The following is a 14,265-nucleotide window of genomic DNA, read 5'->3' on the forward strand; positions in this document are numbered from 1 at the left end:
AACGTTGCGATCGCATTATTTTTATCTACAGTAATTCGCGATCGCATATATAACGCTGGTAGGGGCGCACATCTGTGCGCCCCTACAGTCTGTGTATTTCATCCAATTGAAAGCCGCAGATCCCCCTAGCCCCCCTTTCCAAGGGGGGGGAACAAAAGTAGTATCTTTAGTAGGATGGAAAAGTATTCTATGTGGTACTACTAAGTGGCTACAGAAAAAATTTCCGTCTCTCTCTCCTCATCTTTGATGAGATTTATTGAAACTTACAAAAACACGCATCAGCATAAATCGCGCTCTCAGGTAATTGAAACAGCTTTGCAGTTGTTACAGCAGCAGGAGTTAGAAGCAGCTTATCGCGAAGCAAACCAGGAAATCGATCCTGATTGGGAAGTGACTGTTGCTGATGGACTTGCTAATGAAACGTGGTGAGATTTATTACGCTAATCTTAACCCTACAATTGGTTCTGAAGTTAGTAAGCGCCGCCCTGTGCTAATTATTAGTAATAATGCGAATAATCTGCTGATATGGTTACAGTACTGCCAATTACATCAAATGTAAGTCGCATTTACCCGTTTGAAGTGAAGCTAGAACCAAAAGATAGCGGTTTGACAAAATCGTCTAAAGTTCAAGCACAACAAATTCGTACCATCTCAAAACAGCATCTTGATGGTGAATGCATTGGTTGCTTGAGCAAAGAAATGATGGCACTAGTAGATAACGCCATCAAACTACATCTTCAGCTTTGATTTAGGAACTAGGGCAGGAAGTTAGTGTTTCCTTTAAATGACTTGGTGATGTGGTATCGCCGCTAGTGAGAATTATTGCGCCGTTGCGATCGTATTGCCAGGATGTGGCTTCAGTGATGGTTTCTACAGGGGGAGTAAGTGTAGTATTAGTTGCTACTGGGAGAGTTGTTTCTACTGCGGCACGGTTTTGAGTTTCTGGTGTTTGCAGATTTGCCCAATCGGTGAGGAGGGCATCAGAACTGAGTTTATCCGCTGGTGCAGGGGGTAAGCCGCCGCGTCCGGCGACAGTGAAGCGGTTTTCGGCTCCAGAGGGACACCCGGCTGCGACTAAAGAGGAGGCATCGACTAGTCCTGTTGGTAATTCTACAATATCGCGGCTGGGGTCGATATCGGCAGTATTAAAGCTGACAGTACCACTTAAAGAAGGATCGCTGAGAGAGATTGCTGCTACATCATTACTAGATGAGTTGTCTAAGAAGTTGAGAAAATCATCTGCTGTGGGTGTATCAGTGCCTAACCGAGATTGAACTGTTTCACCATCAATTCGGTTTAGTCCAAAAATGCTTTGAGCGTTAACCTCAATTCTGCCACCATTGCCATTAAAAGCATTTGCAGTAATATCGTTGTTACCGTTTGCATTGGCAATGACTAAGGGAGAATCGATTGTAATATTGCCGCCACTTCCAGGCTGTCCAGTTCCACCTGCTGAAGTGAAGATCCGGCTGCCACTACGCAACCTCACACTCCTGCTAGCTTGTAATCGAATATCTCCACCATTCCCTGATATTGTTCCAGCAAAAATACCACCTCTATTGCTATTCTCTCGATCGTCTAGGTATATGTTGCGAGCTTTTATGTCAATATTGCCTGCATCTCCTTGCCCTGAAAGGATACTAGCGCTAATTATACCGCCATTAGTGAGAGACAAAGAACCATCCCTAATAGCTATGTTAATATCACCACCATTGCCTGTGCCTTCATTTTCTACACTGCTGCCAACAGCGCTAGGAAATCCCTGATTGAAGCCACTAATGGTAATTCCATTAGTGGCTTTGATTGTGACATTACCTGCATTTCCTGTGCCAAGCGAAATAGCATTGACTTGAGCGCCATCGTTGACAAAAAGTGTACCAGCACTGAGATTAATATCACCTCCATTACCAATACCAGATGCACGTACTCGACTGAAGACACCACTTGTATTGTCTTGATTTACTCCAGCAAAGGTAACAGTATCGTCCACAGCAATATCGATGTTACCTGCATTTCCTTCTCCAAAAGTGTCGGTACTTATTTGAGCACCATTACTCAAAGACAGCGATCGCGCTTGAATTTTTATGTCACCTGCTCTACGCGTGCCTGTAAACTCCGAGTTCTGAAACAAAAAGCTGAAAGCTCCACCAGGAAGGTTGTCTGCCACTCCTTCAAATTCGACGCGATCTCCTGATGTAATCGTTATATTTCCCGCATTTCCTGTACCTGAAGACAAGGTGAAGAGTCTCGATCCGCCACTGAGAATCACTGAACCAGTCGTATCAATTTGAATATTTCCTGCATCCCCTTGACCGATAGTGCTAGCAGTAACAACAGCTTCATTCTTGAGTAACAAAGAACCAGCTTTGATACTAATATTACCACCTTTACTCGTACCACCTTGCGTATTTTGCGTGTTGTTGTAAATACCAGTATCAGAGCTATTTGCACGATCAAGGGTAACAGTATCGCTAACATCAAGATTGATATTACCTGCATTTCCTTGACTAAAGGTAGTTGCGCTCAATACACTGCCGTTGGTCACATCTAACGATCGCGCTTTGATGTTAATATCACCACCTCTGCGATTACTCGGCACTTGAAGTGTTTGTCCTGTTGAGTCAGCTGGTATTTTGTTCAAACTGCTGCTTATGTAGCTTTTTGTATCAAGAGAAACATTACCGTCAGCAGTGATAGCTACATTACCTGCATTGCCCGTACCAAAAGAGCTAGTTTCTACAAAGGAGCCACCACCAATAGCAATAGAATTAGTTAGATCGTTAGCAGTAATCTCTATACTGCCTGCGTTCCCCTGTCCAGAAGTGCTGGTGTTTATTTGCGCCCCCTCTGTCAAAGAAAGCGATCGCGCTTGAATAGTTATATCGCCACCTTTCCCTGCACCTGTCGCTTCCACTTGGCTGAAAATTCTACCGTTGTCATTCAAGGAAACGTCCTCGTCAGCATTGATAGTGACATTGCCTGCATCTCCTTGTCCAGAAGTCCCAGTATTGATTTGCGCTCCCTCAGTTACAGAAAGCGATCGCGCTTTGATGGTAATACTTCCACTTTTACCAATACCTCCCTCTGTCGCCATCCGGCTAAACACTCCACTGGAAACACCGGTGTTTCCAAATCCAATAAAAGATACCCGACCATCAGCAGTAATGGTAACGTTTCCGGCATTGCTTTGGCTAAAGGAATCAGTTTGAATAAATGACCCACCCTCTAATAAAATTGAATCATTCGGATTGGTGGCAGTAATCTGAATATTGCCTGCATCGCCTTGACTTTCAGTATCAGTATTAGCGCCAATCACTGCCCGATCTCTCAGAAACAATGAGCTAGTTGTAATGTCGATATTGCCGCCTTTACCTGTACCTCCTTCTTCTACAGTGTTATAGATGCCAGTGCTAAAAAACCTTTCTGGAAATTGACCTAAGCCATCAATAGTTACACTACCTTGGGCATTAATGACTATATCTCCTGCTACCGCGCTAGCCGAACCCTGATTTCCGCTAATGCCAGCAAGTAGCTCGCTACCGCCAAATAGGCTCAGGTTGCGAGCATTGACAGCAATACTACCACCACCACCAGATCTCACATTCACAAAAGTTGGTCTTGTCGGTGACACAGTTGTATCTGCTGTCAGTAATATGTCTCCAAGAGCCAGATCTGTAGGAAAACTGAAGCGAAAACCACTACTATCTGGATTAATTCCTACAACTCCTGGGGCGGCGACTGCGCCTAATTCTACTCGTCCCCCTCTAGCAGTTAATCGACTGCCTTCCAAGTTAATGTTACCACCAATTAAACCTAAAGTTTTTCCCGGATCTACCTGCAACCCTACAGGAAAGTTGTTGTTATCGACAGCTAGAGAACGATTAATAATCCCTCTTGGACTTGTACCAAACTGCAAACCCAGGGGAACGCTGACGGTGAGTAACGGCGCACCCGTACCAGGGGTAGCGCTAAATTGCGTCCCATCGGCAAAATTGATACTGCTAGCTGTCGTGGCGATAAATGAACCACCGACTCTAAGGCTGGCATTTTCACCGAAAATAATTCCATTAGGATTGAGCAGAAATAAATTAGCCGTACCTCTTGCTGCTAAAATTCCGTCAATATCAGAAACTGAGCCACCCGTAACTCTGGTGAGAATATTTTGAATATCTGCTCCATTATTAAATAAAGCTGCTCGTCCGTCAGGAATGGAAAACCGCTCAAAACTGTGAAATAAATTACCTTCCCGCCTAGCTCCACCAGAGATCGTATCTAGCCCATTCGGACTAGAGTTGACTGTAGAATTCTCTACACCCAGAGTACTATCGGGTACGATTTGAGAATCTGGTGGCGGAACTTGAGCCAGCGCAGGACTCCCAAATGCAATCGCACTCCCTACAATTGCACAAGCCAAACCTAGCCGCACGCACCAGCGCCCAGAAACTGAAGATATTTGTAAATACATCTCTGCTATATAAATATTTAGGTTAATACCGATGACAGATGCCAAACCACCAATAACTATAAAATAGCCACCGTAATAAAATAAAGCCCTGAAATCTGGAGAAATTGCGATCGCGCCATTTCCTCACACCACCAGCACAAAAATGTGCTATTCATCACATTTCCTAGAGACATACACCATCTTCAGGAAAAATTCCACATGATTTTGTAGTATTTAAAATAAATGAACGAACCGAACTTTCCATTGGGGGAAAGCCGTATTATAAGAATACTTAAATCAACTTCCTCCTAATTGAAGTGCGATCGCGTCGTTTGCTACCCTCTGGCTTAGTTGAATTTCTATCCAGGAAAGCTAATCGGTATAAAAAATATCTGTCTACGGAGAACTGCAATGAAGATTAAACCGTGGCTGAAGTACGTAATCCCGATCTTGGCAATTGGTTGTTTTGCCCCTGTAGTCCCTGCAACGACGCAGGCTGCACCCGCTAAAGCAGTCCAAAACGCCCAGTCCGATTATGACAACTTCATGCGACAAGGCTATCTTGCCACTGCTCAAAGAGACTATGAAACAGCTCTAGTCAATTTTCGCAAGGCTCTCAACCTCCGGCAAGGAAACCCCTACGCTACTAAAGCAATTAACAACATCAGTAGCTATCTTTCGCAGCGCGGCGAAGCGACAATTTCCTTCGTACCCCCGGAGTGGGGCGCGCCAGGAAACCGTGTCGGTGGTGCAACGCGAGGCTGTTTCAGTGGCAAACAAGCACTCACAGCTTTAGTTCCAAATACTAATACGGGAACGACGATCGCCGCCCAACCGACCTTATCGTTCTACGTACCTGCAAATAAAGCCGAACAGCTAGAATTAGTCTTACTCAACGATAAACAAAAGATCCTGCACAAATCTATTGTTGCTTCGCCGAAAACTTCAGGGATTGTCAGCGTCAACATGGCTAAAATGCCAGGTGCGCCATCTCTAGAGACGGGGAAAAACTATCAATGGTATTTCTCCATGATCTGCGATCCAAAAGACCGTTCGGCAGACGTAGTTGTAGACGGCTGGATTCAACGAGTTGAAGCCGATCCGATTCTGCAAAGCGAAATTCAAAAAGCTAAACCGAGCGATCGCGTCTCTTTATATGCTGCAAATGGCATTTGGTACGATACTGTAGCGGCAATGGTGGCAAGCCGTCAATCGACACCCAATAATTCAACCGTATCCCGAGAATGGTCGGATTTACTCAAATCTGTAGGATTGGGTGCAGTTGCTCAGGCTCCAATTGTATTGCTGAACTAAGATTCGTTCAACTCACTCGCTCGAACAAAGCAAGTATGCCCCTTGTCCCTACAGCGCCCCATGATTACGATAATTATGGACGTGCTTAGGGAATTCTTGCTAATGGTCAGTTGTCAGTGACTAGTGACTAGTGACTGGTGGCTAGACCGGAACAAGAATCTAGCTACTAGCCACCAACCACCAGCCACTCTCTAATGACCAACGACAGTCATAACGCCAGATATGATAAATCAATATAAATATGCGCTTATTATTCAAAGCTTCTCAATCAAGTCGTCTACGTAAAATTACAGAGGCGATACCGCCCATATTAGTTGCTAGCGCAGCCGTCTGTGGCTTGGTTATTGGCGTGCGTCACTTAGGACGACTCGAAGGACTGGAGCTAAACTATTTCGATCGCTTCGTTCAACTGCACCCTGACGAAGGTTCCGATCCGCGCTTGCTGGTGGTTGCAGTCACGCAAGACGATATTCAAGCACTGGATCGCTGGCCCGCATCCGATCGCACCATAGACCAGCTTTTACAAAAACTCAAACAGTATCGCCCTCGCATCATCGGCTTGGATATTTATCGCGATTTACCCGTAGAACCAGGTAACGCAGAACTCACCGCGCGCTTGCAGGTAAACGATAACATTGTCGCGGTGTGTAAAGTAGGAGACGATAAAGGTTTGGGAGTCGCACCACCGACAGTAGTTCCTAAAACTCGTTTGGGATTTAGCGATTTAGTTTTAGATCGAGATGGGGTAGTCCGCCGGGGTTTGCTGTTCATGACCCCAGAAAAAACCTCTAAGTGTCCTGCTACGACCTCCTTTAGCTTGCAACTAGCGCTAAAATACCTCAGCCAACAAGGTGTGCGAGCGCAACTAACTCCAGACAAGAATTTAAAGATCGGCACGGCAACTTTTCCCGCGATCGCCAGTAATAGCAGCGGTTATCAAAATGTTGATGCGAGAGGATATCAAGTCTTAATTAATTATCGCTCCCCCACTGCCGTCGCTCGCCAGGTATCGCTCAGTGACGTTCTCTCTGATTCCATTAACCCTAGCTGGGTGGAAGATAAAATCGTTCTAGTCGGCGTGACAGCGACGGAGATCAAAGATTATTTTTATACACCCTACGACCTCAGCCAGCAGCCGGAAACGAAAGGAAAAATGGCAGGCGTACTCGTCCACGCGCAGATTTTAAGCCAACTGCTGAGTACGACATTAGATGGGCGATCGCTATTTTGGTATTGGTCGGAAACCACAGAAATTCTCTGGATTTGGGCGTGGTCTCTATTAGGTGGGGCGATCGCCTGGTACGTGCGTCCCTCCTGGCTGCTGGGAGTCATTGGGGCAAGTGCTTTACTAGGATTGGGTAGTATTTGTTTTGTCTTATTTCTCCAAAAAGGCTGGATTCCCCTCGTCCCTCCAGCACTTGGTTTAGTGGGAACAAGTGGGGCGATCGTGGCTTATCAAGCCTACTTTAAAGCGCGTCAAATTAGCGCAAAAACAAACAATTCTGCGGAACAATCCTTTTCATCACCCACCACAGCCGCAGGCACTCAATCAACTCGAACCATATTAAAGGAACGATACCAAATCGTGCGCAATATCGGTGCGGGTGGGTTCGGTCATACTTTTCTCGCCGAAGATACTCAACGTCCGGGTAAACCTTATTGCGTTGTCAAGCAGCTGATTCCATCCAGCGATGAGAGATATATGCAACTGGCGCGGCGCTTGTTTCAGTCTGAAGCAGAAGCTTTAGAAATATTGGGAAGCTTCGATCGCATTCCTCAATTGCTAGCTTACTTCGAGCAAGATCGACAATTCTATTTAGTAGAAGAATTCATCCAAGGACACCCCTTGAGTGAAGAATTGGTTCCAGGTAAACGCTTATCTGAAACTGAAGTTGTAGCACTTTTAAAAGATGTTCTACTCGTCCTCGACTTTATTCATCAGCGCAGCGTCATTCATCGAGATATTAAACCCAGCAATATTATTAGAAGACAATCGGATAATAGTTTAGTTTTAGTTGATTTCGGTTCCGTCAAACAATTGCAAACTCAAATCACGATGGCGCAGGAAAAATACACCGTGGCGATCGGTACAATGGGATATGCTGCGCCAGAACAGTTTTTTGGTAAACCTGTATTTAGCAGTGACATTTACGCCCTCGGTACAATTGGCATTCAAGCTGTAACCGGAATTCCCCCAACAGAATTAGACGAAGATCCCACGACCCATGAGGTAATTTGGCGACACCACGTCCCTGCAATCAACGATACGCTAGCAGCTATTTTAAATAAAATGGTGCGTTATTATCCCAGCAATCGATTTCAATCAGCAACCGCAGTCCTAAGAGCATTGGAAAGCGTTTATATATATTAAAGTCAAACGCTAAAAGTTAAAAGTCAAAATATTGGCATCGCGCGGCATGTGTTCCATCAGACGCGATGTATCGACAACAGTTTTACTGCAATAGTAGCGTTTCAACATCTACGTCCAACGCTGCTGCTAGCTGCACCAATTCATCTGCATAAGCAGGCGATACATATGTTACCTCTGACGTAGCACCCACCGCACCACCGACGATCGCGTTTAGTTCTGTCTCTTCTAGTTCGCTCAAATAGTCGAACTTGTCTAATCGATTTAAAAATTCATTCTTTTCCGAAAGATTCATAACTCCTCCGGTTTATTCAATTAAGTATGTTTGAGTCTAGGATGAACCAACGTTATTTGTCAATAATTATAGCTAAATATACACAGTGCGATTTATTTCGTTTCCATCCAATTTTGTCCGGCGCGGACATCAACGAATAAGGGAACGCTAAAATCAACGTCTGTACGTTCTAAGGCTGTTTCCATTGTCGTTTTAATTTGCGGTTGCAGTTCTTCCCATTCATGAGGAGGAATTTCAAATACTAATTCGTCGTGGACTTGTAATAGTAAACGTGCCTGATAGTTGTGTAATAATTCATGCAGTCTTACCATAGCAATTTTGATAATGTCTGCACTCGATCCTTGAATTGGGGCATTAGCCGCCGCCCGTAGCAATCCGGCATCGTAAGCTGATAGTCCTTTGATACTATCAAGATCGATATCTTCGGGTTTTGCATTTAAGAGTTTTCGTAAGCGATCGCTGGTAAAATTAAAATAGCGCCTGCGTCCTAAAATGGTTTCTACATATCCTTTGGCGATCGCATCTTTTTGAATCCCTTGTAAGTAGGCAAATACTTTCGGATATGTTTGGTTAAATTTCTCAATAAAGATTTTACCATCTGCGGCTTTCATACCCGTTTCTCGCGCAAATCTTTGCGCCCCCATGCCGTAAATCACACCGAAATTAATAATCTTACCCAAACGGCGCTGTTCTGAAGTGACAGTCTCTTGTTCAAACAAAAGTTTTGCCGTGACTGTGTGGATATCTTCGTTATTCTGGTAAGCCGAAACTAAAACAGGTTCCTGTGTCAAATGCGCTAAAATTCTCAATTCAATTTGAGAATAATCGGCTGCTACCATTAACCAACCTGATTCAGGTAGAAAAGCTTTACGAATTTGCCGACTAAACGCCGTCCGAATCGGGATATTTTGTAAGTTGGGATTAGAAGAAGACAATCGCCCTGTAGATGTTGCAGTTTGATTGAAATCTGTATGCACTCGGTGAGTATCTGGACGCACCAAAGCTGGTAAAGCATCGACATAAGTAGATTTTAACTTTGCCAAAGTGCGATATTCTAAAATTGCGTCTACAACTGGATGATCGCCTTGTAATTTTTCTAGTGTCGCCGCATCTGTCGAATAACCAGTTTGAATTTTACGTGACTTTCTTCGGTCTAATTTCAACTTGTCGAATAAGAGTTCGCTGAGTTTTTTAGGCGAACCTAAATTAAACTTTTCACCAGCTACAGCATAGACTTTTTCTTCTAATCGGGCTAAATCTGCTTCGAGTTGTTTAGAAAATTCATGCAGATAATTGCTATCAATTCTAATTCCCGTATATTCCATTTCTGCTAAAACTGGTTCTAGAGGTTGTTCTACCTCCAGTAACAGCTTGTGCATAATCGGAATTTTATCGAGTTCTGCTCGTAATTTCGCCACTAATTGATACGTGACATAAACATCCATGCCGCAGTAATCGGCGACACTAGAAATATCAATATCGGCAATAGTCTGACCTTTGGGAACTAATTCTGAATAACTAACAGTATCTAATTTTAAATAGCGATCGGCAAGTACGCCTAAATTGCGAGTCACATCTGAATCTGGATTCAAGACATAACTTGCTAATAACGGATCGAAAACAACTCCAGCTAGTTTAATTCCTTGACAGCGTAGAACTAAGCGATCGAACTTAGCATTTTGTAACGCTTTTGGATAGCGATCGCTCTCTAAAATCGGACGTAGTTGTTCTAAAACTGTTGCCTTATCTAAATTATTACCATCTTGATGACCGACTGGAATATACGCCATGTCATCTAAGGCATTTCCCCAACAGCAGCCAATTCCAACTAATTCTGCATCCCGTGGTTCTAAATCTGTCGTTTCCGTATCCCAAGCCACAGGATGAGTTGCATCAGTATATTTTTGCAACCTCTTAACTAATTCCGTCAATTTAGCCGCAGTATCGATAATTTGGGGTTGAATTGGCGACTGCGATTGTTGCTGCGCCACCTCCGTATCTTCTGCACTGAAAAACCATAAATCGTCATCCGATTGGTAATTGGTAATTGGTAATTGGTAATCGTCCTCCTTGTCTCCCTTGTCCTCTTTGTCTCCCTTGTCCTCTTTGTCTCCCTTGTCTTCAAACTCGCCGCCAAATTGCTGCTGTAACTGATTGACTTTTCCTAAGAAAGTTCTAAATTCTAACTTTTCTAAAATTGGTTCGAGGATGGTGCGATCGAATCCTCTAAGTTTACAGTTTTCTAATTCAACTTCTAGCGGAACATTTAAAACAATTTGTGCCAAGTGGCGAGAGTGATAAGCTGCTTCTTTACCTTCTTCTAACTTCTTTTTAGTAGCACCTTTAATTTGGTCAATCGAAGCATATACATTATCTAAATTGTCATAAGTACTGAGGAGTTGTATCGCAGTTTTTTCCCCGATTCCCCTCACACCTGGAATATTATCAGATGGGTCGCCACACAAAGCTTTAAAATCAACAACTTGTGATGGTGAAACACCCATTTTCTCTCGTACTTGTTCTACACTAAATTCAGCCGTACCAGTGTTGTTGCGCTGAATAAAAGCCGTACTGAGATATAAGACGCTAATTGCTTTTTCGGGATCGACAAGTTGAAATAAATCGCGATCGCCTGTCAAAATCTTTACCTGATATCCGGCTTCACTCGCTCGTAACGCTAGAGTCCCCAAAATATCATCCGCTTCAAACCCGGGTGCGGTCAAGACCTCAACAGCAAGTCCTGCAAGTAATTCGTGCAAATTCTTCAAATCGGGGACGAAATCTTCCGGTGTCCCGGGACGATCTGCTTTGTAGGTGTCGTCGGCTTCGTGGCGAAATGTCGGTAAACCCAGATCGAAGGCGATCGCCATTGCTTCTGGCTTTTGAGTAGCCATCACCTCCAGCAATGACTTCAAGAAACCAAAACAAACACTCGTTGGAATCCCCGTTTTCGTCCGCAGTCCGCCATCTCGTCCCTTGGCAAAGGCGAAATAAGAACGGAAAGCTAAAGAATGCCCGTCTACTAAAATAAACGTGGGGCGCTGTGGTGCGGTACTGTTAGCAGGAGTAGGATCGGATGCAGCTTGAGTCATAAGCCTATTCTAGCGATGTTAGATTGTAGGGGCGGGTTTATCGAGACGATTTATCCTAAATATAGAGATTTTTGAAAAACCCGCCCTGACGATAATATTGTGGTTCAAACACATCCAATATAATTAGCAATAATTTCCGGTTGTTCTATTTGAGGAACGTGACCGCAATTTTTTAACCAAATTAATTGAGAATGCGCGATCGCCTGTTTAAATTTCATCGCATCAGCCACACCTAAAGTCTCGTCTCTATCTCCCCACAAAATTGTAGTTGGCTTATCGACTTTGGCAATTTTGTTGACTATTTCTCCATAACCGCCGCTTTTCGTAAAACTTACCATCGCTTCCGACCATCTAGGCATTTCTGTATGTAATAAAGCACAACGGATCGCGTCTATTTCAAATGGAGTTAAATTTCCCAAACTAGTACCCAAATTCAATGCTTGTATTTTTCGCTGTCGCCAAAATTCTACAGCTAAATAATCGAGCGGAAAAAACAAAAACTGACCCAAGGGAAAATCGCCACTAAAACCGACACTATTAATTAATACCAAATGTTTTACAGCTTGGGGATAAGTGAGGGTAAAGTCGATCGCCGTCGCCCCACCCATCGAAGCACCTACTAAAATAACTGGTTTGTCAATCAGTATTTTCCAAAAGTAATAAAGATGAGTTTTAATTGTTTCTGGATTGTAGTGGATTCCCCGTGGGCGATCGCTAAAACCAAAGCCTAACAGATCGACTGCCCAAGTTTCATGCTGTGCTGCTAAAAGTGGAATGAGACGGCGAAACTCCAATACCGAACTATCAAAACCATGTAGCAATAGGATCGGTATATTCCCCTCACCTTGACGGACAAAACTCGTCACGATCGCCTGAGAATATATAGGAGTTGCGATCGCGTGACGTTCGATCTTTTGCGCTAAAGCAATTGACTCAGGCTGTTGCAACAACTGCACTTGAGATGGGAGAAAAGAGGGAAACATTTCAATTATCAGTTATCAGTTGTCAGTTATCAGTGAAAAGTGGTGATTGGTAATCAGTAATTGCCCACCTGCTCACCTGCTTCCTTGTCCCCCTTCGCCCCCTAATCCCCACGACCGAAGGGAGTGGGGAAGAGCGAGTTCCCCCTTGTCCCCCTTGTCTCCCTTGTCTTCCTTGCCTCCCTTGTCCCCTCATCCCCCATGAGTTACCTGCGGGGCGCGTCCGTACAGTTCGGTATATAACTTCAGGCGATCGCTTAATTCTTGCGTTAACACATCGGGTTGATAGCGCCAAGCCCAGTTCCCCTCGGCTTGACTGGGAACGTTCATTCTCGCTTCGCTTCCCAAGCCTAAAATATCCTGTAAGGGAATGATGGCTTGATTTGCCGTAGTACTAAAGGCTAGCCGAATTAAGTCCCAATGGATACCGTCAGGACTAATACAACCCATGTAAAGTAAAAGTCTCTGTTTTTCGTAGTCAGAAGCGGTGTTAAACCAACCTACGCTCGTATCGTTATCGTGGGTTCCGGTGTAGACGACGCAGTTGCGGGGGTAATTGAAAGGTAAGTAAGGATTTGCAGCATCGGAACCATAGGCAAATTGTAAAATCTTCATGCCTGGAAATTCAAACCGATCGCGTAATGCTTCCACCTCTGGAGTAATAATTCCCAAGTCTTCAGCTAATACGGGTAACTTACCCAACTGCTGGGCGATCGCTTCAAATAACTCTACCCCTGGCGCTTCAATCCAAGTCCCGTTAATTGCGGTAGTTTCGCCTTCTTTAACTGCCCAGTACGACTCAAAACCTCTAAAGTGGTCGATGCGAATGATATCGACATAATCTAACATCGCCTCAAATCGCTGTACCCACCATTTGAAGTGTTGTTGCTGCAATGCCTCCCAGTTATAGACGGGGTTGCCCCACAATTGTCCCGTGGCGCTAAAGTAATCGGGCGGAACTCCCGCCATCAAAGCCGCCGCACCCGTTTCCTCATCCAGACAGAAGATTTCGGGGTTTGCCCAGACATCAGCACTGTCATGCGCTACGTAGATGGGGATATCGCCAATAATTTGAATGCCGTGCATGTTGGCATAGCGCTTCAGTTTTGACCACTGCTGGAAGAATTCAAACTGGATGAATTTTTGATAAAAAATTTCGCCATCTAACTGCTGTCGCCATTTTTCCATTGCTTCCGGTTGACGGCGGGCGATTTCTGGTTCCCAGTCGTACCAACTCTTATCCTCTAAGGCATCTTTGAGCGCCATAAATAGGGCGTAGTCATCTAGCCAATAGCCTTTGGCTCTACAAAAACCAGCAAATTCTTGCTGCTGTAACTCTGAGGCGTTATTGCGAAAATTCTCGCAGGCTTTACGCAATAAAGGAATTTTAATTTCAATCGCGCGATCGTATTCTACGCGATCGCCCTCGAACTCAGGTAAATTGGCAAAATCTTCTTGACTGAGCAACCCATTTTCTTGTAATTGTTCTGGGCTAATTAACAACGGATTTCCTGCCATTGCCGAATAGCACATATAAGGAGAATTACCGTAGCCTGTAGGTCCCAAGGGTAGAACCTGCCAGAGTTGCTGGTAACTATTGCTTAAAAAATCAATCAAACGGTAAGCAGCTAAACCGAGGTCGCCAATACCAAAGCGACCAGGTAGGGAAGTCGGATGCAGCAAAATTCCAGCGGCTCTGGGAAAAGTCGGCATAGATTATCGAATGGTAACAGCAGGCAACAGCCAAAAATCTACCACGCCGTAGGGAGGTT

At 44.4% G+C, this 14,265-nt stretch carries 8 protein-coding genes and 1 pseudogene; 4 read left to right on the forward strand and 5 right to left on the reverse strand.

Features of this window, described 5'->3' with window-relative positions; all coding sequences use genetic code 11:
* The first annotated feature begins 204 nt into the window (after positions 1–204).
* Positions 205–429: a hypothetical protein gene (locus CHRO_RS02405; protein ID WP_015152582.1), complete on the forward strand. Its 225-nt coding sequence runs from the start codon at positions 205–207 to the stop codon at positions 427–429.
* A pseudogene (locus CHRO_RS02410) lies at positions 416–747 on the forward strand (type II toxin-antitoxin system PemK/MazF family toxin). The gene CHRO_RS02405 and the pseudogene CHRO_RS02410 overlap by 14 nt, the downstream one beginning before the upstream one ends.
* Before the next feature lies 1 nt (position 748).
* On the opposite strand, the gene CHRO_RS02415 reads toward CHRO_RS02410, so the two are convergent.
* Positions 749–4,465, reverse strand: coding sequence for a two-partner secretion domain-containing protein (locus CHRO_RS02415; protein WP_015152583.1), 3,717 nt, complete (start codon positions 4,463–4,465; stop codon positions 749–751).
* A 390-nt stretch (positions 4,466–4,855) separates the two neighbouring features.
* Between CHRO_RS02415 and CHRO_RS02420 the strand changes: the two genes are divergently transcribed.
* Both CHRO_RS02420 and CHRO_RS02425 read left to right on the forward strand, forming a co-directional pair.
* The gene (locus CHRO_RS02420) at positions 4,856–5,758 is read left to right on the forward strand and encodes a DUF928 domain-containing protein (RefSeq protein ID WP_015152584.1); all 903 of its coding nucleotides are present in this window, start codon (positions 4,856–4,858) and stop codon (positions 5,756–5,758) included.
* A 241-nt stretch (positions 5,759–5,999) separates the two neighbouring features.
* Entirely contained in the window at positions 6,000–8,129 is a 2,130-nt protein-coding gene (locus CHRO_RS02425; protein WP_015152585.1) for a CHASE2 domain-containing protein, read from the forward strand.
* A gap of 82 nt (positions 8,130–8,211) precedes the next feature.
* Here the strand turns inward: CHRO_RS02425 and CHRO_RS02430 are convergent, their stop codons facing one another.
* The 4 genes from CHRO_RS02430 to malQ all read right to left on the reverse strand — a co-directional run bounded on the left by CHRO_RS02430 (position 8,212) and on the right by malQ (position 14,206).
* Positions 8,212–8,421 (reverse strand): hypothetical protein, encoded by a 210-nt coding sequence (locus CHRO_RS02430; protein WP_015152586.1) that lies wholly within the window; start codon positions 8,419–8,421, stop codon positions 8,212–8,214.
* Positions 8,422–8,513: 92 nt separating this feature from the next.
* Positions 8,514–11,513 (reverse strand): DNA polymerase I, encoded by a 3,000-nt coding sequence (gene polA, locus CHRO_RS02435; RefSeq protein ID WP_015152587.1) that lies wholly within the window; start codon positions 11,511–11,513, stop codon positions 8,514–8,516.
* A 104-nt stretch (positions 11,514–11,617) separates the two neighbouring features.
* Entirely contained in the window at positions 11,618–12,496 is an 879-nt protein-coding gene (locus CHRO_RS02440) for an alpha/beta fold hydrolase (RefSeq protein WP_015152588.1), read from the reverse strand.
* Positions 12,497–12,685: 189 nt separating this feature from the next.
* Positions 12,686–14,206: a 4-alpha-glucanotransferase gene (gene malQ, locus CHRO_RS02445; RefSeq protein WP_015152589.1), complete on the reverse strand. Its 1,521-nt coding sequence runs from the start codon at positions 14,204–14,206 to the stop codon at positions 12,686–12,688.
* Positions 14,207–14,265: the final 59 nt, after the last annotated feature.

The organism is Chroococcidiopsis thermalis PCC 7203, from assembly GCF_000317125.1.
GTDB lineage: Bacteria > Cyanobacteriota > Cyanobacteriia > Cyanobacteriales > Chroococcidiopsidaceae > Chroococcidiopsis > Chroococcidiopsis thermalis.

Coding starts and splice junctions, on each gene's coding strand:
- CHRO_RS02425 (WP_015152585.1), top strand. CDS start 6,000: ATGCGCTTATTATTCAAAGCTTCTCAATCAAGTCGTCTACGTAAAATT.
- CHRO_RS02415 (WP_015152583.1), bottom strand. CDS start 4,465: ATGTATTTACAAATATCTTCAGTTTCTGGGCGCTGGTGCGTGCGGCTA.
- CHRO_RS02420 (WP_015152584.1), top strand. CDS start 4,856: ATGAAGATTAAACCGTGGCTGAAGTACGTAATCCCGATCTTGGCAATT.
- polA (WP_015152587.1), bottom strand. CDS start 11,513: ATGACTCAAGCTGCATCCGATCCTACTCCTGCTAACAGTACCGCACCA.
- CHRO_RS02430 (WP_015152586.1), bottom strand. CDS start 8,421: ATGAATCTTTCGGAAAAGAATGAATTTTTAAATCGATTAGACAAGTTC.
- CHRO_RS02440 (WP_015152588.1), bottom strand. CDS start 12,496: ATGTTTCCCTCTTTTCTCCCATCTCAAGTGCAGTTGTTGCAACAGCCT.
- malQ (WP_015152589.1), bottom strand. CDS start 14,206: ATGCCGACTTTTCCCAGAGCCGCTGGAATTTTGCTGCATCCGACTTCC.